We start from the raw sequence: 26181 nt of genomic DNA on the forward strand, positions 1-26181 counted from the left end.
CGCAGAGAGAACGGCGGATTGCTGCACGGTCTCTGTATGTCTCCGCGTCTCTGCGTGAACTCAACAAAAGCGGGGGCCCGCCTTCGCGGGGGCGACGAGGTGTTGGGGTGGCCTCGTGGGGGGCAGTCAGCGTCCGCAGGTTAGCCCGTTGCTTGCAAGGCCGTGCCGGTTCGCACCGTGACCTCGTTGCCGTTCGGTGCGGTCGTCCTCGGCTGAGGCGCCGATGACGGAACCGACAAGCGATAGCCGTAACGCGAAAGATCGTGCGCGGTCATGCGCTGAAGTTGGAGGTTGCTCTCCGCATAGCGGTCGCCGGTGACATCCTCGATCTGGCGCTTGAGGCGCCGACGCAGGGGAGCATCGATCAGCCGCGTGGGCTCGAACAGCGGGCGCATCCGGCGATACCAGCGGTCGAACGGATTGAACGCGATCGGCGCGTGCGGGGAGAGCTGGTTGCGGTAGATCAGCCCGTTGAGATGGCGCCGCAGCAGCTGCATCATCAGCGGCATGCTGGCATTGGCCATGTCGCCGAAGATGTCAGCCTCGATCCGGGCGGTCGACTGGCCGCAGAAACGCGCGATCTCCACCGCAATGCGCCAGGATTCGCCGCGCAGCGCTTCGTAGGGGATGACGAGCACGTTCTCCGAACCGAACAGTGTCCGGTAATATTCGATCAGCGGGACATAGGCGAAGCTGCGCAAGTCGAATTCCGGCTTGCGGAACAGCTTGGGCTGGATCGGCCGCGTCAGCCGCCGGAACGACAGCGATCCGCCGTCGGTAATATACTGAAGATAGTAGGAATAGAGCATCGAACGCTGTTCGCGCACGAAGACCAGGATTCGGGCATCGGGAAGGCAGGTCTTGACGCGGTCCGCGATCATCCGCGCGTCGAACCCGCCCGATCCGGGATAGCCTGAGAGACGCTCGTGCGAGAGCACCAGCGTGCGGCCGCGCGTGCGAGCTTCGTAGGCAAGGCGGTGATAGGCCTCGATCACCTTGGGCTCCATCTCGTCGAAGGCGCCGTAGCGGATGAAGTCGGCCTGAAGGCGGACGCGGTCCCGGCCGGGGCGTTCGTAGCCTAGGTCTGAGCGGGCGAAAAGCGTGCGCTGGAGCAGCGTGGAGGCGGTCTTGTGAAAGCCGATATGAACAAGCGGTTGAATCGACTGTTGGGACAACGCGGGGATCTCCATGCCTCGGCGGGAACGGTTGCCTTTTGGGGGGATCTCTGTGCCCGACCGGCCCGGTTAGCTTCCTGAATGCAAGTCGAATGTTCGGTTTTTGCCCGATTCCGGTCAATTGCCATGAATCGCCCGCTGGCACCCCTTAAGTCTAGGCTGAGCCGTGGCGCACTACCATCGCGGCCCCGGTTGTGGGCGGGGTACGCCCAATGGGCTGGCGCTCCGACCCCAATGACACGTCCGGGATCGCCATAGGGGTGATTGCCCGGGGCGGGTTCCCCCAGCACCCTTCGTCACCCAGCACCCCTTTGCGGAGGGCCTGCGCGCCGAACGGCGGAAGGGAGCCAGTCTGTGAACGAACATGAAAAGGTGCGAGGTGGCGGCCGCGATCCGGTGCTCGTGACCGGGGCGGCCGGCTTCATCGGCCATGCCACCGCGCATCGCCTGCTGGCCCGGGGCGAGCGGGTGATCGGGATCGACGTGGTCAACGCTTACTACGATCCCGCGCTGAAGGAAGCGCGCCTCGCGACGTTCGAGGGGCATCCCGACTTCATGTTCCACCGCATGGACATCGCCGATGCCGAGGGACTGGCAGCGCTGGTTCGGCACGAGGGCGTGCGCAGGGTCGTGCATCTCGCGGCGCAGGCGGGGGTGCGCTACAGCATCGAGCATCCTTTCGCCTATCAGCATTCCAATCTGGCCGGGCATCTCTCGGTGCTGGAGGCGTGCCGCCATGCGCCGGATTTCGAACACCTGGTCTATGCCTCGTCCAGTTCGGTCTACGGCGACCGGCCGCTGGCAGGCAGTGGGTTTACCGAGGACGATCCCACGGTAAGCCCAGTCTCGCTCTACGCCGCCACCAAGCGTTCGTGCGAGCTGATGAGCCATGCCTATGCCGGGCTCTATCACTTCGCGCAGACGGGGCTGCGGTTCTTCACGGTCTATGGGCCATGGGGACGGCCGGACATGGCCTATTTCAGCTTCACCGGAAATATCCTCTCCGGTCAGCCGATCGAGGTCTATGGCGAGGGCCGGATGGCGCGCGATTTCACCTATATCGACGATATCGTCGACGGGGTGCTCGGTGCGCTCGACAACCCGCCGGGCGGGGGAATGTACGATCCGCTGCACCGCGTGCTCAACATCGGGGACAGTCGCCCGGTCGGCCTGATGGACATGATCGCCGCACTCGAAGCGGCGCTCGGGCGTGAGGCGGTGAAGGTCATGCGCCCGATGCAGCCGGGCGACGTGACCGCCACTTATGCCGACGTCAGCCGCCTGAACGCGCTTACCGGCTATCACCCGCGCGTCATGCTGGAAGAAGGGCTCCAGCGCTTCGCGGATTGGTATCGCGTGTTCTACGGGTGCGAGACCGAGGCGGCATCCCAGGCGGCCGAGTGAGCCCGGCGGATCGCGTCGTGGCCCTGCGCGGCGAACTGGCCACGCTCGCACGGTTCGTGCTGGTGGGCGCGGCCAATACCGCGATCGGCTATGGCCTCATCCTGTGCTGGCTGTTCGCCGGGCTGGGGGATTACGGCGCCAATGTGCTGGGCTTCGCGATGGGCTTGCCGATTTCCTATCTTATGCACCGCAGCCTGACGTTCCGCGCTCGCCACCGTCCGAGCCGGGCGGAGATGGTGCGTTATGTGCTGGCGTTCCTGACGGCCTATGGCGCCAATCTTGGCGTGATTGCGCTGGGGAGGGCAGCGGGTCTGGGCGGCACTGCGCTGCTTCAGGGCTTGGCCGTCTGCACTTATGCCGCGCTGCTCTTCGTGCTGACCCGCCTTATCGTGTTTCCCGCGCGACGAGCGTGACCACGTCGGGAAAGTTGAGCCGGGTCTCGACGATCGGGCTGGATGCGTTCTTGGCCTGAAGGAACAGGCGCCCGACATATTCGCCCAGGATCCCCATGAAGATCGAATTGATGGAGATCGACATCAGCAGCAGGATCGTCGTCGTCGCGAAGCCGGCGGGCCAATGCTGTCCCAGCACGATCCGGCCGATCAGATAGACGAACGTCAGCAGCAGCGACAGCACGCCGATCATGATCCCGGAGATCGAGGCGATCCGCAGCGGCAGCAGCGAGTGGTTGAGCACGCCGTCCACCGCCAGCGAAATCATCGATTTCAGCGGAAACTTGCTTTCCCCCGCCGTCCGGTCCGCACGGTCGTACTCCAGCCCGATCTGCGAGAAACCCATCGCGCTGATGAGGCCGCGCAAATAGGGCGAGGCATCGTCCACCTTGTGCAGCTCGACCAGGATGCGCCGGTCGCAAAGGCGGAACTCGCCAGCGTTGACCGGCAGGTCGTCGTCGCTGATCCAGGTGATGAAGTGGTAGAACGCGCGCCGGGCCGTCGCCACCACGAAGCTGTCCTGCAGGCTGCGGCGGATGCCGTAGACGACCTGATGGCCCAGCCGCCAATGCTGGAGCATGTCGGGGATCAGTTCGGGCGGGTCCTGAAGATCACAATCGAGCTGGATCGAGCAAGCACCGCTGGCTGCCTTGTAGGCACAGAGCAGTGAGCGCTGGTAGCCATAGTTGCGTGAGAACCGGATGACCTTGAGCGCCGGGTCCCTTCGGGCAAGCTCTTCCAGCAGTTCGAAAGTCCGGTCGGTCGAATGGTTGTCGGTGACGATGATCTCGTAGCTGTACTCTGGCAGTCTCTCGAAAACGCGCACCACTGCCTCGTAGCAACGAACCACGGTCAGCTCTTCGTTGAAGGCCGGTATCAGGATCGAGACAAGGGTTTTGGGCTCTGCGTTCACTGCCGTCACCCCGCCATGCTGCGCATGAGTTGCTCGGCCGCGATGGTCTGGCGCAGCCCTTCCTCAAGCCCGATCCGTCGCTCCCATCCAAAGCGCACGCGTGCCCGTTCGGTGGTGCTGCGCATTTCGACCGGGCTGTCGCCGGGAAGCGGGTCCAGCCTGGTGACGAGAGCGGGGTCGCAGCCGGTCATGGCGACGATCCGGTCGGCCACTTCGCCCATGGTCGGTGCCTCGCCCGAGGCGACATTGACGAGCGTGCAATCACCGGAGGCAAGCTCGGCAATCTGGAGCAGGGCGTCGACGACATCCGCAACGTGCAGCAGGTCGCGCCGGTCGCCGGGACGCCGGACAGTGATGGGGCGACCCGTAATCGCTGCGTCGATCAGCGCGGGGACAAGGAATTCGCGCGATTGGCCGGGGCCGTAGCACAGCGCCAGTCTGGCGGTGATAACCGGGAACGGCACGGTGGGGGCCAGCATCGCAAGATACTGCGCGGTGGCCAGCATCCCGGCGCCATAGGGTGAGAGCGGGTGGGGGCGGCTGGCCTCGCCATAGGGCAGATCAGCGTCGCCGTATTCGGCGATGGTCCCGGTGCGGACGACGACCGAAGGGGGCGCGGAAAGGTCCGCCAGCGCTTCCACAAGGTTGAGCGTGGGTTCGATATAGAAGGCGATGGCCGCGCGGGCCCGCTCGAAGCTCGGTTCGGGGGGCAGGCGGGTTTCGGCGGCCAGGTGGAATACGCGCTCTGGCGCGATCGCCGCGATTTGCGCGCGCGTGGCCTCACGGTCGCGCAAGTCGGAGGTGTGGATCGTAAGGTTTCCAGCGATCGCGGATAGCCGCGCCAGCGACGTCGTCGGGCGGACGAGGACGTGGACTTCGTCCCCTTCCGCAAGAAGGCGCGCGGACAGGTGCGAGCCGATGAAGCCGGCTGCTCCTGTCACCAGCGAGACTGACTTGCGCACCACGATTCCTGTTCCCTTCGGCCCGGCCTTCCGGGCAGTCTGTGCTTTTCCGTCAGGCCGCTGTCCCCGGCAGCGGCATTTTGGGCGAATACTCAGGCATTGGCGGTCTCGAAGCGGGAGGACGCGGGCAGCGATGCAACGAAGGCCTCGAAACTTTCATGCATGTACTGGATGTGGGCTTCGGTCAGGCCGTGGTGGCAGGCGAGCAGGATGCCGCCCCTCATGACCGCATCGGCCACCGGATAGCCTTCGGGCGATACGCGCGCGGGCACGCCCTGCATGGCCGGCTGGCGCAGGATATTGCCGGTGAACACCGGGCGCGTCTGGATATCGCGCTGCTCCAGCCAGATCTGCATCTGCGTGCGGGTGAAAGGCGCATCCTCGCGAATGGTCAGCGGGAAGGCGAGCCAGCCGGTGCGCGAATCCGGCAATTGGCGGGGCAGCACGAACCATTCCTCGTAAGCCTTGAAGAACGCGTACTGGCGCTGGAAGTGACGCTCGCGCGCGGCGATGTTGGCCTGGAGCTTGGTGAGCTGGACCAACCCGAAGGCGGCGCCCATCTCCGAAGGCTCGACGTTGAAACCCAGTTCGTCGAACAGGAACTTGGCGTCGTAGTCGATACCGTCGAGTGCGACGTTGAAGCGCGTGTCGATGCTCTCGGAATCGACATGGAGCGAACTTGTCCGCCCCCACGAACGCAGCAGCAGCGCGCGCCGGGCAAGGTCCTCGTCCGAGACGCAGAGCATGCCGCCGTTGCCCGCCGCATTGATGACATGCGACCCGTAGAAGCTGGTGGTGGAAATGTGCGAGCGTGTCCCCGTGCTGGTTCCGCGCAAAGTGGCGCCCAATGTATCGGCGCTGTCTTCCACGATCATCAGGCCATGCCGGTCGGCAATGTCGCGAATGCGGTCCCAGTCGGGCAGGTTGCCGATCAGCGATGGGATCATCACCGCGCGGGTGTTCGGCCCGATCATCGCTTCGATCTTGTCGACATCGATATTGTAGGTGCCCACGGCGGAATCGACGAAAGCGGGAATCAGCCGTGACCGCACGATGGGCGCCACCGTCGTCGCGAACGTGAGGGCAGGGGTCACGACCTCGCTGCCTTCTGGCAGGTTCAGCAGTTCGATCGCGAGGTAGTTCGCGGAGGAGCCGGAATTGACCATGATCCCGTGGTCCTTGGCGAAGAGCGCGGAGACCTGCTCCTCCATGGCGCGCACTTTCGGGCCCATCTGCGTCGATGTTCGCAGGACTTCGAGGACGGCGGCGATCTCTTCCTCGCCGTGGACGGTCTGGCCGTAATTCACGCGCATGCTGCCGTTGCCCCCTCGAACGATTGGGTGTCTGCGGTTGCGTTGAAATAGTGGGCGATCTGCGCCTCGCTGATGGCGCGCATCGCGGCATGGCCGCGCGTTGCGGTGCGGTACCACTCGGCGGTCAGGGCCACCGCATCTTCGGTCGAAAGGCGGGGCCGCCAGCCGAGGCGCGCGCGCGCCTTGCTGGAATCGAGCGTGAGCATCCCTGCCTCGTGCGGATCGTCCGGCCGCTTGCCGAAGGCGATCTGCGCGACACCGGAGCCCCAGGCGTGCTGGAATCGGCGGGCGAGTGTCTCGACATCGATGAAGCCATCCGCGCTCGGGCCGAAGTTGAAAGCCTCGGCATAGCGCGGGGCATCGCTGCCCAGCAGCCTGGCGCCTATCATGAGGTAGCCCGTCACGGGCTCCAGCACGTGCTGCCACGGGCGTACGCTGGCCGGATTGCGGATCGTTACTGCCGTGCCCGCCATGGTCGCGCGCACCACGTCGGGCAGCAGCCGGTCGAGCGACATGTCGCCGCCGCCGATCACGTTGCCCGCCCGTGCGGTGGCGATCTGGCAGCCAGCGGGATCGCCAAAATACGAATGCCGGAACGCGGCGGCCACCAGTTCGGTGCAGCCTTTGGAGGCGCTGTAGGGGTCTGCGCCGCCCAGCGCGTCGGTCTCGCGATAGGGCCATGCCCACTCGCGGTTGTCGTAGCACTTGTCGCTGGTAACGACGACCACGCCGCGCGTAGAGGGTATGCGCCGCACCGCGTCGAGCACTATCGCCGTGCCGGTCACATTGGTGGCGAACGTTTCCACCGGGTCGGCATAGGAAGGCCGCACCAGCGCCTGCGCGGCAAGGTGAAACACCAGATCGGGTTCCAGCCCCTTGCAGGCCTCGCCATAGGCGCGGGCATCGCGAATGTCGGCAATGCGGTGGTCGACCAGCTCCCCGAGGTCGACCGAATGGAAGAAGTCAGGGCCTTGCGGGGGGCGGTGCAAGGCGATCCCGGCAACCTCGGCACCCAGTTTCCTGAGCAAGAGGCAAAGCCAGCCACCCTTGAATCCGGTATGGCCAGTCACCAGGATCCGCTTGCCGCGGTAAACCGCTGCAAGCGCCTGATCCAGAGTGCCCTCGTCAGGCATGTTGCAGTTTGGTCGGACCGTCGGTGGAAAGCACCGGCTGCCCGTTCTCGAAATCCATCCACGGCGGCAGCGCCTGCGTGCCCAGCTTGTCCAGTGTGTCGCGGTCACGCACGGTGTCCATCGGGTGCCAGAAGCCCTTGTGCTTGAAAGCCATGAGCTGGCCATCGTGAGCCAGGCGGGTGAGCGGCGCCTGTTCGAGCGGTTCCTCGTCACCCGTCAAATAGTCGAGCACGCCCGGCTCAAAGACGAAGAAGCCGCCGTTTATCCAGGTTTCGTACTTGATGACCTTCTCGGTGAATTCCACCACCTGGCCACCTTTTCCAGCGCATTCGCCCAATTCCAGATTGCCGAAACGCGCTGGCGGCTGGACCGCGGTAACGGTGGCCAGCCTGCCATGCGAGCGGTGGTATTCCAGCAGCGCGGTAATATCGATGTTGCCCACCCCGTCCGAGTAGGTGACCATGAATGTCTCGTTATCCAGCCACGAGCGGAGCCGCCTGAGCCGCCCCCCGGTCATCGTTGCCAGGCCGGTGTCCACCACCGAAACGCGCCAGTCGATCTTGGTGGTGGGGCGCAGGGCCATCTCGCCATTGCCGATGCCCACCGTGAAGTCGTTCGACATCAGGTGGAGCGCCTGAAAGAAACTCTTGATCGCCAAAGACTTGTATCCGCAAGCGACGATGAAGTCGTTGTGTCCCCAGTGGTCGTAGATATCCATGACATGGAGCATGATCGGCCGCCCGGCGACTTCCACCATCGGCTTGGGTATCCGAACGGTCTCTTCGGCAAGGCGCGAGCCCAGACCACCTGCGAGCAGAACGACTTTCATGACACGTTCTCCGGTCACGGAAATTTCTGGAGAAAATTCTCCGCTCGATGGCGCAAGGTTAAGGGCAGAGCGGGTTCCCGGCGAAGTGGGCATCGGGGGTAGGCAGCTATTGCCAGAAGGGGCCCAGCTTTAGCCAGCAAGGGCACCAAAGGGCTATTTATCCGCCATCATGGGAGGCCCGGGACGGCGGAAAAGCCGCAGCTGGCGGTGCTTTCCCTGCCCGGCAAACTCAATGTAGCCATGGGTGCGGGCATAGTGCGCGAAGGCCTGCTCAAGTGGCTCCTCGCCATCGACAAGGATCGCCGGCGGCGGGTCGGCATCAAGGAAGCCGGTGAGCTGCGTGGGCGAGGTGGTGGTGAAGTACGGGCGGTCGGCCGGGGGGAGCAGGTCCGCCACGCGGTAGACGAACTGACCGGCGGCGAATTCGCGGGGGACCGTGAACCCGCCTTCCAGCGCCATACCCGGGGACAGTGTGGCGGCGCGCTCGCCGCCCGAGAAACCGGCGTCGCGCGCCAGCTTGCGGATGTCGCGGTGGAGCGAGACGGTCTCCCATTGCGCCGGGCGGCCAAGCGCCGCGAAGCCGGGCCCCAGCCGCGAGACCGCGCAGAGCAGCGCGACCAGCGCCAGTGCCGCCAGCACCGCGTCGGCGGCGGTGCGGTCGGCAGGCTGGGTGCGCGCGCGCAGCAGCAGCAGCAGGAGCAGCAGGAACGGGATCGGCGGCACGAAATACTGCGGGAACGACGGCGTCGGCACGAAGGCGACGACGAAGCCCATCACTGCCAGCGACGCCGCGAGCACCACCGGCCAGGCGAAGGCCATCCGTACACCCTCGCGAAAGCTGCCGCGCGCCATGGGCAGGGCGATCAGAACCACGAAGCCGGTTATCGTCAGCAGAGTGCCGTTGGCGGCCCAGATATCCTCGGCCAGCAGGACTTTTTGCGCGATCCCGATGACTTTGGGCTCTGACGAATGCGCCCAGTAGGCGGCCTGCGCCTGCGTGAAATAGCGCATGGTGTGGGCGAAGAAGGATTGCGGATCGGCGGCCATGACCAGCAGCACCGGAAGCCCGGCGACCAGTCCTCCCACCGCCAACGGCAGCGTGCCCAGCATCAGCCGCCGCCCGAGCGTTCGCGAGGACGGTGCCAGCAGGGTCGCCAGTGCGAGGAACGGGGCCAGGAATACGTAATTGACCTTGAGCGCGATGGCGGCGGTCGTCAGGATCCCGGCAACAAGGCAGGAGAGCGCCGAGGGCCGCTCCGCATCCAGGCCGGAGATCAGGAAGCCGATCGACAGCAAGGCGAAGGGGATCGGCAGGAAATTGTTGGTCGCCAGCATGCCCGGCGATCCCAGCAGGAGCACATTGGTCATCAGCAGCACGGCGGGCGCGAAAAAGCCCCAGAATCCTGCCTTGGTCAGCCGCGCAAGAAACCACAGCGCGACCAGCGCCAGAACCCAGCCCGCCAGCACCAGCAGCCGTCCGGTCAACAGGAACCGCGCGGTGCCGAAAATCCAGTAGATGCTGCCCAACACCCACGGCAGCAGGGGCAGGTGGTTGTAGCCAAGGTCGCGGTAGATATCGCCGGTTCCCGACAGGGCCGAGACGGTGATGAACAGGTTCTCGTCACGCCCCATCGGATAGGACATCATCCGTCCGGCCAGGCTCACCAGCAGCAAGGCCAGCAGCGCCCAGCACATGACCGAAACGACCCCGCCCCGGGGCGCTGCGACTTGCGTTTCGTCCGACGTCATCGCGTCCCCCGTCATCGTTCGATCCGTTGCAATTCTCGCCGATTGCCCGGCCATGCCGTGAGCGCGATTAGGGCGTAATCACTCTGGATGACGACTGGCTCCCATGCGCATCTGCGGCGCATGATCCCTTCGCCAATAAAGGGTTAGACCGCATGATCGGATCCCGGCGCTGCGGGGCTTGCGGTACTCTGGGCAGATCAGAAGAAAGTACGCAGGCTCTCCTTGGTGCAAAATCTCGAACCGTTGCACGTTGCGATACTGGCTTCCGGGCTGGGGGCCGGAGGCGCGGAGCAGGTGATCGCTCAACTGGCGCGGCACTGGTGCGCGGCGGGCCATCGGGTTTCGGTGGTCACTTTCGATAGGCCGGGGGATGCCGTCTACCATCCGCTTCCCGCTGCGACGGGGCTGCACCGGCTTGGCGGGCGGGCCGGGACATGGGGTGTGCTTGGCCGGGTCTTTGCGCTGCGGCGCGTGCTGGCGGCGGAGCGGCCGGCGGTGCTGGTCTCCTTTCTTACCAAGAACAACCTGATCGCCGCGCTGGCGACATTGGGCACCGGCACGCGGCTGGTCTGTGCCGAGCGCAACAATCCCGAGCGGCAGGACGCGCATCCCTTGTGGAACCGCGCGTTGGACCTGCTCTACCGCCGCGCCGACGCCATCGTCTGCCAGACCGACGCGGTACGCCGCTGCTTTCCCGCGGCCGTGCGCCGCAAGCTGGTGACTATTCCCAACCCGGTCCCCACGCCGGATGTCTTTCCGACCGCCGATGACACGCGCCGGATCTGCGCGGTGGGGCGGCTCACGCAGCAGAAGGGGTTCGACGTCCTGCTGGGTGCCTTCGCACTCATCGCACCGCGCTTTCCCGGCTGGAGCCTGACGATCCACGGAGAGGGGCCCGACCGCGCCGCTCTGGAGGCGGCCGTGGCCGAACTCGGCCTTTCCGGTCGTGTAGAGTTGCCCGGCCTGAGCCCGGTGCCGCGCGGCTGGATCGCGGAGTGCGACGTGTTCGTGCTGTCCTCCCGCTACGAAGGCTTCCCCAATGTGCTGGGCGAGGCAATGGCGGCCGGCTTGCCGGTGATCGCCGCCAATTGCGATTTCGGCCCCGCTGACATGGTCGAGACCGGCAAGACCGGCGTGCTTGTCGCGTCCGAAGATACCGAGGCACTGGCCGACGTGCTTGCCGAGATGATCGAGAACCGCGCCGCGCGCGAGCGGATGGGCCCTGCGGCGGTAGCGGCCATGGCGCGCTTCGCGCCGGAGCGGGTGCTGGCACGCTGGGACCAGTTGCTTGCCCGGGTCCTCGCAACCGGACGCAGGCCCGCCTCCGCACCACAGGCCGGGCGCAGCCCAAAACGCGAAGCGGGGTTGCCCTGATGACGCGGAGCACGGTGCGCATCCTGTTCACGTCGGCAGGGCGACGGGTCGAACTCACGCGCTGTTTTCGCCGTGCGGCCGAGGCGCTGGGGCTGCGCGCGGAGATCCACGCCTGCGACTTCTACCCCGACCTCAGCGCGGCGTGCCTTGATGCGGACCGTGCGTTTGCGGTGCCGCGCTGCACCGATCCCGCCTATGTCGAGCATCTGCTGGATCATTGCAGGCGCGAACGCATCGACCTGCTGGTGCCGACCATCGACACCGAACTGGAAGCGCTGGCCCTGACCCGCGATAGTTTCGCCGCAGCGGGGACGCGGGTCCACATCAGCGATCCCGAGACAGTGGCCATCGTGCGCGACAAGGCGCGGACCATCGCGGTGCTGGGCGAAGCGGGCGTGCCGGTGCCGCGCTCGGCCCCGGCGGAACACGTGCGCGTCGCGCCGGGCGAGTGGCGCTGGCCCGCCTTCGTCAAGCCCGTGGGCGGCAGCGCCAGTCGCGGTATCGGCGTGCTGGAAGGCCCGGAGGATATCGCGCTCGCCTATGCCGAACCGATGCTGGTGCAGGAACTGCTGCGCGGGCCCGAATATACCGTCAACATGTACATCGACGCGGCCGGGCGCATGCTCTCGGCGATCCCGCACCGGCGGCTCACGGTACGCGCGGGTGAGGTCGAGAAAGGCCGCACCACCCGCGATCCGCGCTTCGTTGCCATCGCGGCCGGGATCGCGGCCGCGTTGCCCGGCGCGCGCGGCGTGCTGTGCTTCCAGTTGATCGACGATCCCGATCGCGGCCCCAGCGTGTTCGAGATCAACGCGCGGTTCGGTGGCGGCTATCCGCTCGCCGACCATGCGGGCGGGCGCTATGCCGAAAGCCTGCTGGCGGGCTTTGCCGGGCTGCCCGAATGCGCCACCCAGGACTGGCGCGAGGACGTGACCATGCTGCGCTACGACGCGGCGGTATTCCATGGCTGAGGTGGTCCTGCGGGGAGACTGGGTGGTCGTCCTCGATCTGGACGACACGCTCTATCTGGAGCGGGACTTCGCATTGAGCGGCTTCGGTGTGGTCGGGCGCAGGCTGGAGGCCATGCACGGGATCACCGGCTTTGCGGAGGAATGCGCGCGGCTGCTCGAAGCGGGCGTGCGCGGTTCGATTTTCGACCGGGCGCTGGCTGCACTGGGCGCGGCGGATGCGGGAATAGCGGTGGCGGGTCTGGTCGAGGTCTATCGCGGACATCGGCCCCGGATCACACTGGCGCCCGATGCCGCGCGGCTGCTCGATCGGATCGACGGTCCGGCCTCGGCGCTCATCACCGATGGCCCGGCGCGGATGCAGGCTGCCAAAGTGGGCGCGCTGGGGCTGGGCGGACGGCTGGGCAGGCTGGTGCTGACCGGAATGCTGCCGCCGGGTTGCAGCAAGCCGCACGCCATGCCCTACCAGCTCGTAGAGCGATGGTCCGGCCAGTCGCCTTCCGAGCATGTCTATATCGCCGACAACAGCGCCAAGGATTTCATCACGCCGCGCGCGCGGGGATGGCAGACGGTGCAGATCCTGCGCGAAGGGCGGATCCACCATGGCGAGCCGCCGACTTCCGCCCATGCCGCCGATGTCGTGATCGATACGCTGGATGCGCTGATTTTCGAGCGTTCCGGCGTGCGCTCAGTCCGCGCCTGAGGCTAGCGCGACGGCGGGTTTCCGTCGCTCACCGCCCGCCATGACCCACAGCGTCAGCACAAGGATGCGCAAGTCCAGCAGCGGCGAGGCATTGTCCACGTACCACAAGTCCAGCGTGATCTTCTCGTCGAGCGAGAGCAGCGTATTGCCGTTGACTTGCGACCAGCCGGTCAGGCCGGGACGGACCCTGCCGCGCGCCTCTCCACGCGGGCCGAGCCCGGCGATGGTCTCCGGCAGCAGCGGACGCGGGCCGACGAAGGCCATGTCGCCCCGCGCCACGTTCCACAGCCCGGGCAGTTCGTCGAGCCGGCTGCGGCGCAGGAATCGCCCGAAGGCCGTCACGCGCACTTTGTCGGACAGCGGGCGGCCGTCGGGGCCGTTCGCCTCGCGCATGGAGCGCAGCTTGAACATGGTGAAGGATTGCCCGCCCAGCCCGGCGCGCGCTTGCCGGAACAGCACGGGCGAGCCCATCGAAAGGCGTACGCCCAGCGCCAGTCCGGCAATCAGCGGCAGGGCAGGGATCAGCAGGGCGGCGCCGAGCGCCCGGGTCATGAGACGTCGCATGGATCGCACTCTTCCCCGATGCGCTCAGACTTCGGACGGGCGCCAGGAATGGCCGCGGAAGAAGCGACGGATCCGAGCGGCCCAGGCCTCGCGGCCCGCGACTGACGAGGTGTAGTAGCTGGCCGAGTCCGCATAGAACTGCACGGAGTCGCCGTAGCGGCGGCGGGCATGTTCGGCGTAATCGACCTGATCGAAGATCACCCCGCCCACGCTGTCGTCCAGCGATTCCAGCGCGGCGCGCATCTGGTCTCCGGTGGTGTGTCCCCAGCGGGCCACCATCACCGTCTGGTCCGCGAAGTTGCACATGGCGCGGGCATCGCGCACCGCCAGCGTTGCGGGGGCATTGATGATGACAAGGTCGAAACGCTCGCGAAGCTGGCCGAGCAGGATGCGCAGCCGGTTGGAGGACAGCAGCACGGCCGGTTCGGCCACGGGTTCCTTGGCGCTGAGCAGGACGATCTGCCGGGCGATCGCGTCGCTCGAAAGCGGCTCGTCCTGGTCATAGGGGTTGCCCTGATGCGGGATCGCCAGACTGTCCAGTTCTGCACGTCCGCAGACAATGTCCACAAGGTCGGGCGCGCTCGATTCGTTCTGGAGCTGTTGCAGCGCCCCGCGCTTGCGCAAGTCGAGGTCCAGCACCACGGTCCGCTCGCCCAGAGCGATGCCGGCGGCTGCGAGAGTGAGCGAGACAGTGGACTTGCCGTCTCCGGGCAGCGGAGACGTGACCAGTACCACTTGCACGCCAGCCCGTCTCTGCAACCCGCGTACCTCGCTATAGGTAGAGCGGGCGACTTCGGCGAAGAGCGATTGCGGTTCCTTGATGACCGGGCTGTCCTTCGGATCGAAGGAGGTGTCGCGGGTCAGCAGCGGCAGCATGCCGAGGGTCGGCAGGCCGAACTGGCGGCGGATCTGCGCCATGGTCCGCAGGCGATCGTCCAGGAAGTCACGCAAGTAGGCGATCATCAGGGCAAGGAGCGAGGAGCCGACGAAGGCGGTCAGCGCCAGCTTGAACGGCGTTGGTGCCACCGGGTTGTAGTCGGGCACTGCCGGCGAGACGACGGAAGAGGACACGCCTTCCATCTGCATCTGCGCGCGCACCTGTTCGATGCGGGCGGAGATCGACTTGTAGGCCTGATCGTCAAGATCGGCCTGACGCAGCAGCTTGTCGAGTTCCACGCGATTTTCGGTGTTGTGATAGGCCATCGAGCTGAGCCCGGCGACAATGCCCTCCAGACGTGAGGCTTGCGCGGCATCGCCATCGGCTTCGCTGCGCGCGATCTGCGCCATCTGGTCGCCCTTGGCGGCGACATCGGCCTGCGCGGCGGCCTGCACGGCTGCACGTTCGTCAGCTATGCTCTTGTCGACTGCTGCCAGTTCCGAATGCACGCGCTTCACGTCGGGGTGATTGGGGCCGAGGCTGGTGCTCAGCTTCGACGCCTCGCCTACGAGTTCGCCGCGATGGCGTTCAAGCTGGTCGAGCGCGGCCGATGTCACCATTGCCGTGCTCTGCATGGTTGAGGCGCGGGCGATACCGGCGCTACGTGCGGCGGCGCCATCGCGGGCGGCGGTGGCGGCAGCGCTTTGCACGGCGATTCGGTTGATCTGGGCCAGGTCCTCGTCCGTCCCGGCACCGGCAAGCATGTGGTTGCGCTCGCGGAAGTCGGCCACGAGCTGCGCCGATGCCACGGCGGTACGGCCGCGTGCCTGCTGTTCCTGTTCGAGCGAGGCCAGCAGTTCGGAGCGGCGCTCATTGGTCATTGCGCCGCGCAGGGCGCGCACGGCTGGGGGTATCTCGTTGGCGATGTCTGCCGCCAGTTCGGGTGAGCGCGCCACGACGGAGATCTCGATGAGGTCGGAACCGGCCTCGGAATCGATCGTGATCATCGACAGCAGCTTGTTCACGGCGGCCTGAAGCAGCGGCTTGCCGGTCAGGGTGGGATTGCCCATTTCATTCAGGAAATCGGGATTGTGCAGCAGGTTCAGGTCCTTGATGACCTGCTCCGCCGCCGATCCGGACCGGTGCAGACGCACCGCGTTGGCAACGCGTTCGGCATTGCGCGAATTCACGTCGGCCTGGTTGGTGCCCACCTGATCGATCAGTTCCACCTGAACATTGGTGGTGGACTTGTAGAGCGTGGGCGAAAGCAATTGCTGGATCAGCACCGCCGTTGTGGTGATGCCGACGATCAGCAGGATCATCGTGCGATAGCGCATGAAGATGCGCATGAGATCGCGCAGAGAGACTTGCCCTTCCGCCGGGGGGGTATGGTCGTTCCTCGACCGTCCATATGGCAGGGGACGCCGGACAGGGGCGTTGCGTGGGACATCGGGAACGAGTGCGGAAGTCATCTTGGCCCTCCGAAAGGGAAACGCGCAGGGATCACCCTGTTCGCGGATTACGGCGATTATGGCCCCGGCCGGCGGTGAAGCAAAAAGCGCATCGGACGGGGAAGCGGGGCAATCAGGCTAATACCTTTGGTGCGCCGACGGCCCGATTCTGCGGCAGCAGCGCCGCGTAAAGGCTGAGATGGCGGCTTGTGGCGGCCTCGATCGTGTAGTCGCGGCTGGTGGCCAGCGCCCCTTGCGAGAGGCGGTTATGGAGGCCGGGGGTTTCCAACAGGCGCAGCAGGGCGGCGGCCAGTTGGTGAGGCCGTTCGGGTGCGAGAAGGCCGTTGCCGTAGGGCTCCACGAGGTCGCGGTTGCCCGCCACGTCCGTTGCGATCACTGGCATCGCCGAGGCAAAAGCCTCCAGAATCGCGACCGACATGCCTTCATATCGCGAGGTATTCAGGAAGACGTCACTCTCCGCCATGAGCCGGGGCACGTCATCGCGCTCGCCCAGAAAATCGATCATGGTGTCCAGCCCGAGGCTGCGCACGAGCGCGCGCATCTCCTCCAGCTCGCCGCCGCCCCCGGCGATGCGAAACCGGGGTGGCGGGGCATCCGGCATGCGGCGGCGCAGCTGTTCGCGCAGGGTGCGCGCGGTCTCGACAAGAAGGGGGTAGTTCTTCTGGCCCGAAATAGCCCCCACGCTCAGCACGCGGAGCGGGCTTGCCATCTCCGCGCGCGGGGCGGAGGCCGCGAAAGTGGCGGCGGGGGCATTGGCGATCAGCGTGAACGGGCGCCGGGAATGGCGGCGGTAGATATCGGCAACTTCGTGGCTGATCGCGACGTAGTGCGAGACGATTCGGTCGAACAGGCGGAACATCTGCGGTGAAAACGACAGGCGGCTGTTGTGGTGGGTCAGGACCACCGGGCCGCCGAAACCGGCCAGCGCGATCATCGGCAGGGCTCTTGCGGTATGGGCGTGGATCACGTCGGGCCGCTGGGCGCGCAACAGTCGCCGCAGCGCGCGGGCGCCGGCAAACATGCCCCGGCGGTGATCCAGCCCGAGCGAGACGAAACCGCCTCTTTCCGCGATCTCGCGGGCCAGCCGGGCCTCGGTCTGCGTCGAATTGCCCAGCGTCGGGGCGTGGCACAGGGCCACCACCGTCGATGAGGCGCCTTGCAGCGCAAAGTTGCCGTGCAGGTTCGACACCAGCATTTCGGCGCCGCCCGAAGTCAGGCTGTTCAGGATCGACCAGATTTTCACGCGGGGGGCAGAGTCCGGGATCACGCGGGCCATGGTTTCGTCCGGCAGGCGGGCCAGTGAGGTCATGTCCGTTCTTCCGTGGAGGCTTGTGCGGGGGCCTGCGCATGCGCGTCACCGTCGTCCGGGCTGGCCGTTTCGGCGGCAGCCGCGTCGCTCTTGCGATGACGGGAAAGCCCGCGCCACAGGCCGATATCCAGGAACAGCGCGGTCGAAAACCCGAAGGCCACATGGGCATAGTTGGCGGCGATGGCGCCCCAGCGCGGCATCAGCACCAGCGCGACAGTGAAGAACAGCACGGTAGAACCCACGGCGACCACCAGCACGTAAGTCGGCCGGTTCATCGCCAGCAGGCCGGACCGCGAAGGCGCGGCGTGGAGCGTCAGTGCCACTGCGAATAGCTGGGTGAACAGCATCGGATAGACGTCGGTGAAATCGTCGCCGAAGAAGAGCAGCAGCGCCGGATGGCCGATTGCCATGCAGATCAGGATGAAGGCGATCGCGAAGACCAGCAATGCCGATTGCAGGATCCGGACCAGCCGTTCCAGCGCCTTGCGGTCCAGCTTCGCCCAGAGCCGCGCCAGATCGGGGTAGATTACGGTCTGGATCATGTCCCCGGCGGTCTGCGCGAATTTCGCGATCCGGCGGGAGAGGTAGTAGAGGCCCGCCGCCCCGGCTCCGGCGAAGTAGCCGACCATCAGCGTATCGACCTCGTGCGTCAGCGTGCGCAGCGTGGAAGACACGTTGGTGGAGAGCGCGAAGCGCAGGAAACCGGGAAAATCATCGCTGAGGCCGCGCCAACTGACGCCGAGCGGGCTGGGGATCCCCGATTTGCGCAGCGCCTGGAAGCCGAGCGCGTTGAACAGTAGCGAGTCGAGGATCTGCGCCGCCGTCCAGAGCGCGACGAAGGCGACAAGGCCCGCGTGGGCGTGGAGCAGCACCACCGAAAAACCGAGCCGGAACAGGCTTGAGGCCAACTGGACATAGGCCAAAGTGCGGAATCGCCCGCCCAGCCGCAGCGCCGCGCTGGCCATGCCGCGCGGATTGCAGATGATCGCCAGCGCATAGATCGCCACCAGCCCGACGTGATCCTTGCCCAGCCCGAAGGCCTTTCCCGCCACTTGCGCCAGCCCGATGGCCAGCAGCCCGGCGATCAGCGCGCTCGCAAGATCGAGCTTGAGTCCATAGGCATAGAGCCGCGCCAGCCGGTCCACCGAGCCGTTCGCCTCCTCGGCGGCGACGAAGCGGACGAGGGGCTGCCACGACTCGAACCGCACCAGCCGCTCGCAGACGCGGCCGATGGAGAGAACCACGACCATCACGCCGAAGTCGTTCTTGCCCAGCCCGTGAGTCGCCAGCGACAGTGCCGCGACCATCAGCATGCCCGATCCGAAATTGCCGGACAGCAAGTGAGCCATGCTGACGATGCGGGGCCGGATCAGCGTGGAGGCGCACCAGGATTGCCACAGCCGTCCCGCGATGGGCAGCTTCAGCGTGACCTGTCCCGCGTCGTTGCCACGGTCGGTCATGCTCGCGTCAGCGCCCCGTCGAAAAAGCGCTGCCGTTCAAGCCACTCAGCCCGGTGCGCCAGCGCAAAGGCGAGGAATATCAGCATCGGTTCGAACCAGACGCGCGTGTACATGTGCGGCAGGGCCGTGGTGTAGATGAGCAGGATGCCAACCTGGGCCAGGGCAGCCCCCCCGTCCAACGGGTCCTCCCGCAGTATCATGATCGCGGTCATCACCAGCGCCCCCAGTAGCAGCCAGAGGCCGAGCAGGGCGACGATGCCGCCTTCGTTGAGGACCAGCAGGTGCAACTGGTGCACCGGGGCGGCAAAAGCGCTCGCCTTGCGGTAGCGGTCGGTGCCGAGGCCGATAATCAGGTTGTCGTCGGCAAGGCCCCAGGCCTCCTTGATAAGCGCGGCGCGGCCGACGAATGTGCCGGCCTTGTCCGCATCGCCGGTTTCCAGTGCCGTGCCCACGCGCTTCTCGAAGATCGCGGGAACCGGGCCGCCAAGGCTGGCATAGGCCGCGACGAGCAGGACGAGCGGCATTCCGAAGCGGATCAGGTTGGAAAGCCGCGAAAGCGCCAAGAAGCACATCAGGCCCAGCGCGGCGGCGGTGAAGGCTGTGAAGCTGGCGCTGGCCAGCAGCCCCCAGCCGATCGGGCCCAGCATGAGCAGTGCCCAGCCCCAGTGCAGGCGCCGGGCGATCACGGCATGGACCATCATCACCAGCGCGAACGCGCATTGCGCGCCGTTGGGATTGGGCTCGCCCGACATCGCGCCAAGGCGCCCGTTGCCGGTGACGTAGCCGTTGCCCATCACGGTATCGAGGCTGGTGCGGTCGTAATGGAACAGCGTATAGAAGCCGACGATCTGAGAGATCGCCACGCCAATGATGAAGGCGATGATGCAGCGGTGCAGCACGCGGCTGTCGAAACTGGCGAAGGTCATCGGCACGATCACCAGCGCAAAGATGTACTGGCTGCCCACGATCGGCCAGCGGACGAATTCGCCATGGTAGAGCGAGCTGAACAGCAGCGCGCCCAGCATGGTGGTCAATCCCAGCACCCACATCGACGTATAGGGCCCGAGCATCAGCACGCGCAGCCGTCCCTTGAGAACCAGCGCAACCGTGCAGGCGCCCAGCAGCACGTCCGAAAGCGTGATGTTGGCCACCGGCGGGCGCAGCACACGCCAGGGCAGCACCAATGCGGACAGGATGATGCCCAGTGTCAGGATGTCGGGGATCCAGCGGCGCATGGCGAATCGCGAATGCGGTCGCGCGCCCGGCCGGGCCAGCGCCGCGCCGCCGGGCCGGGAGGGAAGCTGGTTCGGGACCGAGATAGCCATGCCGCGATGATGGTCGGCGGGCGCGGACGAGGCAAAGACAAGTATGGCCAGATGCCTGCGCAAAGTTGGTACCCCAACAGGACATCCGGCATGACCGGCAACCCGAATTGGTGACTTGCCGGTATATGTTACGAGAACTTAGTCTGCACCCCGGGCAGCGCGCGATGCGATGCGGAACAAGGCCGGTGCGAGACGGGGCAATCGACTCCTGAAGCGTGCCACCGGGCCGGATTGCCGCCGGACTTTGCCCCTGCGCCTTTCTACCCCTGATTTTTCGCAGTTTGAGTTCGCCCGCTGTTTGAACTTCGCCCTGTGTCGTCACTGTCGAGAGGCCGGCTTGTCAGAGCACCCGTCCGACCAGACCAAGCTAAGGGTCATCTACGTAGCCGGCTACGGGCGTAGCGGGTCGACTCTTCTCGACATCGCGCTGGGTATGCGCGCGGACGTGTTCGGGGCGGGCGAACTGACCGCGCTCGCTCGCCATGCCTGGAAGAACGGCGAATACTGCGCCTGCGGCGCCACGGTCCGCGACTGTCCGTTCTGGAGCCGCGTGATGGTGCGCGCGGATGGCGACGAGGGATCGGCTGGAGACGGAGAAGAGACGCGCGTAATGCTGGAGGAACTAGCAAGGGTCCAGAAACGCATGGAATCGCTTGCCGCGCCGCGCCGGCTGCTGGCTCGGTTCATGCCGAAGTCCCGCAATCGCTACCACTCGGCCAACGCGGCGCTGTTCCGCGCCGTCGGCGAGCAGGTGGGCCACGAAGAGGAAAACGGCGAGGGCGCACGCGGCGAGGTCTATATTCTCGATTCGAGCAAGCTGCCCGGCCGGGCGCTCGCGCTGGCGTCGATGCCGGGCATCGATCTTCACGTGATCCACCTCGTGCGGGATCCGCGCGCGGTGGCGTGGTCGATGTCGCGGCGGCACGCCAAGAGCATCGAGGCGGGTGTGCAGCGCGAATTGCGACCCAAGCCGGCGGCTTACGTCGCGCTGCGCTGGGTCATGGTGAACCTTGTGTGCGAATGGCTGTGCCGCAGGCTTGGCAAGGGGCGGACGATCCGGGTTCGCTATGAAGACTTCGTGGCCGATCCTGAGGCCGTGCTGGAGTCGATCCGCTGCCGCTGCGCGCCGCAACTGGCTTCTACCGTGCAGGATGGCGCTTCGGAGGAAGAACGCGCCGGGTCCGAAACGCTCCATCCGGGGCATCAGGTGGCGGGCAGCCGGCACCGGATGCAGTCCGGGCTGGTGATCCGCGAGGATCACGTCTGGCAGCGCCAGATGCCCGACGCGACTCGCCGGATCGTCACGCGCCTCACTGGACCGCTGCTGCGGCGATATGGATATGTCTCCGGTACCGGGGCGGGAGAGGAGGGCCGTTCGCCGTCCTCTCCCCGCGCGGGCCTCGTCGGCAACAAGGGCATGGGAGCAGGCGGATGACGGCAAAGCGCAGGAATGGTGCAGGCCGCAAGGTCTGGCCACTCGCGATCCTCGGCATGGTGCTGGTGGCGGCCTATGCGCTGATACCCACCGATGGCGCCCGGCTGGAGGCGGCCCAACCGCCCACCGTCTCGACGCCGGGCGGCACCAAGTCCTTTCCCGGCGCCATTGGCTGGGGCGCATCGAGCGCCGGAGGGCGGGGCGGCAAGATCATCTACGTGACCACGCTGGCCGATTCCGGTTCGGGATCGTTCCGCGCCTGCGTGATGGCTTCGGGCCCGCGCGTCTGCGTGTTCCGCGTGGCAGGCGTGATCCGCTTCACCACCACGCCGCCGGTGATCGACCAGCCTTATCTCACCATCGCCGGACAAACCGCGCCCGGCAGCGGCATCGTGCTGGCCCATGCCGGGGCCCCGGTGGGCCGGACGCCGCTGGTCATCAAGAACACCCATGACGTCGTGGTACGCAACATCCGCGTGCGCGCCGATCTCCCCGGCGGCAGCCGCGGGTCGGAGGACAGCATCACTATCGAGCACGCGACGAAGGTTCTGGTCGATCACGTCAGCGCCTCATGGGCGCGTGACGAGCTGATCAACGGCTATGCCGATAACGACTATATCACGGTCAGCAATTCGATCTTCGCATGGGGTATCCCGACGCATGACAAGTGCGCGCTGCTGGCCAGCGACCCGACCGACGCGCAGCACTTCAGCTTCATCGGCAATCTCTGCGCCCATAACGGGGACCGCATGCCGGATGTGAACTTCCCGCACGGCTCGTGCCTCGAAGTGGTCGACAACATCTTCTACAATGCCCAGTCGCGCTTTGCCGAAGTGTGGGAACTGTTCGGCGGTACTCCGGTCTCCTTCGTGGGCAACAGCTTCATCGGCGGGCCGAACACGACGAACCTGACGGTCGGCATCGCCCGCGACACCAGTACGTCTATCGGGACGCCAGCAGTGATCTACGCGTGGGACAACCGCTTTGTCGGCGCCTTTCAGGACATGAATGCGGAAGCCGAGCAGGCGCTGGTCAACCAGCCGCCGTGCCCGCTGACGATTAACCCGGCCTCGGCGGTGAACGCCTATACCTCGGTGCTGAAGAAGGCAGGCGCGTTCCCCCGCGATTCCATTGACGATCAGGCCGTCTATGACGTGGAGCACGGATCCGGCCGGATTGGACAGCCGGCGCCGGTGATGCCCGCGCAGACGGCGGGCACGCCTTATCCCGATGCTGACAAGGACGGCATGGACGATAACTGGGAAGTGACGATCGGCGCCAATCCCCGGGTCCCCGATGCCTGGGGAGACGCCAACCATAACGGCGTCTCCAATTTCGACGAGTTCCTGGCCTATCGCGACAAGGTGCTGGGGCTGTGAAGGCAATCGATGCGGGCCAGACGCGGCAGGAAGATATCGCCCCCCTTGTCGCCGTGCGCTCGCATCGGCCGACCGTATGCTATCCGCTGGCCGGGGATGCGCTGGGGGGGAGCCATGTCTCGCTGCGGGGGCTGCTGGACGGGCTCGATCCCTCGCAAGTCGAAGTGCTGGTCGTGCCCGAAGTGCCTGACGGGCGGCTGGCGGCGTTCTTCTCCGGCATCGCCCAGTGCCCGGACCCGGCGCGTCCGACCAATCCCTTTATACCCGGCCGCAGCATCGGCATCGCCAAAGTGCTTGGCACCCTGACCGGATTGCCGAAGCGGGTGCGCTTCCTGAAGGAGCGCGGGGTCGATATCGTCCACACCAACGACGGGCGCAGCCATGCGAGTTGGGCGCTGGCGGCGCGGATCGCGGGGGCACGTCTGGTCTGGCACCATCGCGGCGATCCCGGCGCGCGCGGGTTGCGTTATGTCGCGCCGGTGCTGGCCGACCGGATCGTGGCGGTTTCAGCTTTCGCGCTGCCGCGCGGGCGGCGCGGCGCAGCGCGGACGGCGCGGGTGATCCACAGCCCGTTCGACGTTTCGATCACGGCGGATCGCGAGGCCATGCGCGCACGGATCCTGTCCGAAACCGGCAGTCCGGCGGATACGGTGATTTGCGGGTACTTTGGCAGCTTCGTCGATCGCAAGCGCCCGCTGGGCTTTGTCGAGGCGGTCGAGGCACTGGGCCGGATCGTCAACCGGCCGGTGCTCGGCGTGATGTTCGGAGAGCCGCGCGAAACGGAGCTGGACCGGCGGCTGGACGAGCGCATCGCCCGGGTCGAGGCGCCCGCGCGGGTGATGCGCATGGGCTATCGTTCGCCGGGGCATGCCTGGCTGGCGGGGTGCGATCAATTGCTGGTTCCGGCGGTGGACGAGCCGCTGGGGCGTACGCTGGTGGAAGCCATGCTGGTCGGCACTCTGGTTGTCGCGACCGATTCAGGCGGGAATCCTGAGGCTCTGCGCCATGGCTGCGGTGTGCTCTGCCCGCCCGACAGTCCGCGCGCCATGGCATTGGCGGCAGCGGGGCTGTTGGCAGATCCGGCATGGGCGGACACGATGCGCAGGGATGCCCGGACCGCCGCGCGGGGGCGGTTCTCGCAGGCCCGTCATGTCGATGCGATCCGCCAGATTTACGAAGAGCTGATCTGACTGAGTTGGGCCCGGCCGATAAAGCAAGCCCCAAAAAAACCGTCATCCCCGCGAAGGCGGGGATCCCGCTTCTCTTGCGACATGCGAGAGGTTGCAGAAGAAAGCGGGGCCCCCGCCTTCGCGAGGGCGACGAAGGGGTGAAACCGGCGGCTCGTCATCGATATTGGCGATCCGCTATCGGAATCGTCCGAATATCGGGCATTCCCTCAGAACCGTACGCGCAGCGCCACACCGCCCCGGAAGCGGTTGAATTCCAGCGTGGCGCTGTCGCTGGTACGATTGCCGTAGCTCATCGAAGCCGCGACGGACACGTTGCGCATCACCAGATATTCCAGCTCGCCCGATCCGGTCAGGGTCTCCTCGCGGATGCCCGAGCCGGTATATTTGGTGTGCCGGTAGCCGACAGCGACGTTGGCATAGAGATTGTGGCGGATTTCCTGGTTCACGGTGACTCTGGCGATCGTATCGGTACGCTGCGTGGCGCCGACGCGGAACGTGGCGACATCGCCGTTGAACGCATCGAACAGCACGGCGGTACGGCGCGTGGGGTGATAGGTCAGGTTGCCCGCCACCGACAGGCCGGTATGACCCGGAGTGTTCGGATCGTCCGGATTGTGGCGGAACACGCCGACCGAAAGCCCGCCCTCCAGCAGACCGCCGGGCTGGAAGTTGATGCCCAGACGGCCGCCGAACGTAGTGGTGTCGCGCTCGGCGCCGCTGGGCGTGCGGTCGAGCCGGAAGTCCCGCCGGGTGGCGAAGAGCGTGGCGGTGGCGAAGGCCCGGCCGGTCACGCGCAGGCCGAACGTCGCCTGCCCGGCAAATGCCGTGAAATCGCGGTCGGCGTCGATTTGCGACACAGCATTGTACTTGGTGGTATCGAGCAGGACGTCCATCATCGTGCGCGTGGAGACGCGGTGATAGGACAGTTCGCCGCCCAGGCTGTCGATCAGGCGCGGGCCGGAATTGGGATTCAGGCGCGCCTCGGTGTCGCCGCGATCCTCGATCGCCCGGCGCGAAAAGACCGTGGCGTTCAGGTTGGATGTTGGGCCGGTCTGCCAGTGCAGGCCCGCATCGGCCAGCCAGCTTTCGGCGTTCTCGGTGGAATAAGTGGCATAGCGGCGGATCATGCCGCCTGCGTTCAGTTCGAAAGTGAGCGGGGCCGGGGCCGTGCGTACCCGCACTCTGGGCGAAATCTCGAAGCGGACATCGTCCTTGGCGTTGTTTTCGGCCGCGTAGACGTTGCTGTCGTATTCGATCTTGGCCTCGGCGCCGGCGGTAACCTCAAGCGAGCCGATATGATGCGGCAGCGCGCGATATTCCTTGTCGTTGGCGAACACGGCCGGCGCGGTGGAGCCGATCTGCCCCGTCTGCTGGGCCAGCGCATGCTGCGGTGACGCCAGCAGCAGCGGGACCGGGGCGGCGAGCGCGAGTCTCCGGTGCTTCACGCGCCTAGAACCAGCGTTCGTAGACGCGGATCGTATCGCCCGGCAGAACCGGCGTGGTTTCGCCCGCCTTGGACGTCACTTCCTTGCCATCGACCATGCGGGTGATCGCCACGTTGTCCTTCTGCGCCCGGTAGGTATAGCCGCCGGCCGCCGACAGGGCGGAGAGCACGGTCAGGCCCTGGCGATAGGGGAACTGGCCGGGCTGGTTGACTTCTCCGGTGACGTAGAACGGCCGAAGCTCGACCGGCGCCACGTTGACCACCGGATCGCCGGTCATGATGCCCTGCTTCAACAGGGCGGCGGCGATGCCCTGTTCGATCTCGCGATAGGTCATGCCGGCCACGGCGACCTGCTTGACGTAGGGAAGCGAGATCAGGCCGGTGTCTTCCACCGTGTACTCGCCATTCGCGGCGTCGAGATCCTGGACGACGACTTTGATCTTGTCGCCCGCACCCACCCGGTAGGGACCTGCCGGAGTGGATGCGAGCGTAGGCATCGACGATGTGGGCGACGAGCAGCCGCCGAGCATCGAGGCCGAAAGGAAACTTGCCAGCAAGGGAACCGCAAGGGCGGTCTTCCACGGGCGCGGACGATTGCGAAGTGCTGTCATGATATGCTCCCCGACAACCTCGGGCTGGCCCCGCGTACCCACGCACGCATACCCAGTCCCGGAATCATCCCGTCCAGATTACGGGAGATACGGCGAATTTCCTTGGTTATTAAGGGCTATGTCAAAGCACAGTGGGGTGG

22 protein-coding genes are annotated in these 26181 nt (G+C 66.3%); 8 read left to right on the forward strand and 14 right to left on the reverse strand.

The genetic code is table 11. From position 1 onward, the window contains the following. Positions 1-140: 140 nt before the first annotated feature. Positions 141-1175: a hypothetical protein gene (locus tag AC1VVM_RS08795; protein ID WP_482903593.1), complete on the reverse strand. Its 1035-nt coding sequence runs from the start codon at positions 1173-1175 to the stop codon at positions 141-143. Between the two features lie 354 nt (positions 1176-1529). Here AC1VVM_RS08795 and AC1VVM_RS08800 point away from each other — a divergent pair, with 354 nt between their 5' ends. After that, entirely contained in the window at positions 1530-2579 is a 1050-nt protein-coding gene (locus tag AC1VVM_RS08800) for an SDR family NAD(P)-dependent oxidoreductase (protein WP_482903594.1), read from the forward strand. After that, positions 2576-2992: a GtrA family protein gene (locus AC1VVM_RS08805; protein WP_482903595.1), complete on the forward strand. Its 417-nt coding sequence runs from the start codon at positions 2576-2578 to the stop codon at positions 2990-2992. The genes AC1VVM_RS08800 and AC1VVM_RS08805 overlap by 4 nt, the downstream gene beginning before the upstream one ends. On the opposite strand, the gene AC1VVM_RS08810 is transcribed toward AC1VVM_RS08805, so the two are convergent. The 6 genes from AC1VVM_RS08810 to AC1VVM_RS08835 form a co-directional block, all read right to left on the reverse strand. Next, a complete protein-coding gene (locus tag AC1VVM_RS08810) occupies positions 2964-3944 on the reverse strand; it encodes a glycosyltransferase family 2 protein (RefSeq protein ID WP_482903596.1) in 981 nt (326 codons plus the stop codon). The two genes, AC1VVM_RS08805 and AC1VVM_RS08810, sit on opposite strands and share 29 nt — an antisense overlap. Positions 3945-3949: 5 nt before the next feature. Beyond that, on the reverse strand, positions 3950-4909 hold the full coding sequence (locus AC1VVM_RS08815; RefSeq protein ID WP_165912028.1) for an NAD-dependent epimerase/dehydratase family protein: 960 nt from the start codon (positions 4907-4909) through the stop codon (positions 3950-3952). A gap of 89 nt (positions 4910-4998) precedes the next feature. After that, complete coding sequence (locus AC1VVM_RS08820) at positions 4999-6219, reverse strand: DegT/DnrJ/EryC1/StrS family aminotransferase (protein ID WP_482954953.1); 1221 nt, start codon at positions 6217-6219, stop codon at positions 4999-5001. Then, a complete protein-coding gene (gene rfbG / locus AC1VVM_RS08825) occupies positions 6210-7352 on the reverse strand; it encodes a CDP-glucose 4,6-dehydratase (RefSeq protein ID WP_482903598.1) in 1143 nt (380 codons plus the stop codon). Before rfbG ends, AC1VVM_RS08820 begins: the two co-directional genes overlap by 10 nt. Then, the gene (gene rfbF, locus AC1VVM_RS08830) at positions 7345-8181 is read right to left on the reverse strand and encodes a glucose-1-phosphate cytidylyltransferase (protein WP_132384725.1); all 837 of its coding nucleotides are present in this window, start codon (positions 8179-8181) and stop codon (positions 7345-7347) included. The genes rfbG and rfbF overlap by 8 nt, the downstream gene beginning before the upstream one ends. Positions 8182-8334: 153 nt before the next feature. Continuing rightward, complete coding sequence (locus tag AC1VVM_RS08835) at positions 8335-9930, reverse strand: ArnT family glycosyltransferase (protein ID WP_482954954.1); 1596 nt, start codon at positions 9928-9930, stop codon at positions 8335-8337. Between the two features lie 225 nt (positions 9931-10155). On the opposite strand from AC1VVM_RS08835, the gene AC1VVM_RS08840 reads away from it, so the two are divergent. From AC1VVM_RS08840 to AC1VVM_RS08850, 3 genes are read left to right on the forward strand one after another with little or no spacing between them, the layout of a single operon-like run. Continuing rightward, positions 10156-11304: a glycosyltransferase family 4 protein gene (locus tag AC1VVM_RS08840; protein WP_482954955.1), complete on the forward strand. Its 1149-nt coding sequence runs from the start codon at positions 10156-10158 to the stop codon at positions 11302-11304. Beyond that, positions 11304-12275, forward strand: coding sequence for an ATP-grasp domain-containing protein (locus AC1VVM_RS08845; RefSeq protein ID WP_482903601.1), 972 nt, complete (start codon positions 11304-11306; stop codon positions 12273-12275). Before AC1VVM_RS08840 ends, AC1VVM_RS08845 begins: the two co-directional genes overlap by 1 nt. Continuing rightward, on the forward strand, positions 12268-12975 hold the full coding sequence (locus tag AC1VVM_RS08850) for an HAD family hydrolase (RefSeq protein WP_482903602.1): 708 nt from the start codon (positions 12268-12270) through the stop codon (positions 12973-12975). The genes AC1VVM_RS08845 and AC1VVM_RS08850 overlap by 8 nt, the downstream gene beginning before the upstream one ends. On the opposite strand, the gene AC1VVM_RS08855 is transcribed toward AC1VVM_RS08850, so the two are convergent. The 5 genes from AC1VVM_RS08855 to AC1VVM_RS08875 all read right to left on the reverse strand — a co-directional run bounded on the left by AC1VVM_RS08855 (position 12961) and on the right by AC1VVM_RS08875 (position 19982). Then, positions 12961-13539 (reverse strand): sugar transferase, encoded by a 579-nt coding sequence (locus AC1VVM_RS08855; RefSeq protein ID WP_482903603.1) that lies wholly within the window; start codon positions 13537-13539, stop codon positions 12961-12963. The genes AC1VVM_RS08850 and AC1VVM_RS08855 overlap by 15 nt on opposite strands. Positions 13540-13563: 24 nt before the next feature. Further along, a complete protein-coding gene (locus tag AC1VVM_RS08860; protein WP_132384731.1) occupies positions 13564-15888 on the reverse strand; it encodes a GumC family protein in 2325 nt (774 codons plus the stop codon). Between the two features lie 112 nt (positions 15889-16000). Further along, positions 16001-17197, reverse strand: a complete 1197-nt coding sequence (locus AC1VVM_RS08865) for a glycosyltransferase family 4 protein (protein WP_482903604.1) — start codon at positions 17195-17197, stop codon at positions 16001-16003. Next, entirely contained in the window at positions 17194-18657 is a 1464-nt protein-coding gene (locus AC1VVM_RS08870; protein ID WP_482903605.1) for a lipopolysaccharide biosynthesis protein, read from the reverse strand. Before AC1VVM_RS08870 ends, AC1VVM_RS08865 begins: the two co-directional genes overlap by 4 nt. Continuing rightward, positions 18654-19982, reverse strand: coding sequence for a hypothetical protein (locus AC1VVM_RS08875; RefSeq protein WP_482903606.1), 1329 nt, complete (start codon positions 19980-19982; stop codon positions 18654-18656). Before AC1VVM_RS08875 ends, AC1VVM_RS08870 begins: the two co-directional genes overlap by 4 nt. Before the next feature lie 337 nt (positions 19983-20319). On the opposite strand from AC1VVM_RS08875, the gene AC1VVM_RS08880 reads away from it, so the two are divergent. The 3 genes from AC1VVM_RS08880 to AC1VVM_RS08890 are packed head-to-tail and all read left to right on the forward strand — an operon-like array spanning position 20320 to position 23986. Continuing rightward, a complete protein-coding gene (locus AC1VVM_RS08880; protein WP_482903607.1) occupies positions 20320-21417 on the forward strand; it encodes a sulfotransferase family protein in 1098 nt (365 codons plus the stop codon). Continuing rightward, positions 21414-22796 (forward strand): pectate lyase family protein, encoded by a 1383-nt coding sequence (locus AC1VVM_RS08885; RefSeq protein ID WP_482903608.1) that lies wholly within the window; start codon positions 21414-21416, stop codon positions 22794-22796. The genes AC1VVM_RS08880 and AC1VVM_RS08885 overlap by 4 nt, the downstream gene beginning before the upstream one ends. Then, positions 22793-23986: a glycosyltransferase family 4 protein gene (locus AC1VVM_RS08890; RefSeq protein ID WP_482954956.1), complete on the forward strand. Its 1194-nt coding sequence runs from the start codon at positions 22793-22795 to the stop codon at positions 23984-23986. The genes AC1VVM_RS08885 and AC1VVM_RS08890 overlap by 4 nt, the downstream gene beginning before the upstream one ends. A gap of 206 nt (positions 23987-24192) precedes the next feature. On the opposite strand, the gene AC1VVM_RS08895 is transcribed toward AC1VVM_RS08890, so the two are convergent. Both AC1VVM_RS08895 and AC1VVM_RS08900 read right to left on the reverse strand, forming a co-directional pair. Beyond that, complete coding sequence (locus tag AC1VVM_RS08895; protein ID WP_165912032.1) at positions 24193-25431, reverse strand: outer membrane beta-barrel protein; 1239 nt, start codon at positions 25429-25431, stop codon at positions 24193-24195. Between the two features lie 4 nt (positions 25432-25435). Further along, positions 25436-26041, reverse strand: coding sequence for a polysaccharide biosynthesis/export family protein (locus AC1VVM_RS08900; RefSeq protein WP_132384737.1), 606 nt, complete (start codon positions 26039-26041; stop codon positions 25436-25438). Between the last annotated feature and the right edge of the window lie 140 nt (positions 26042-26181).

Source organism: Novosphingobium sp. BL-S-33, assembly GCF_056857025.1.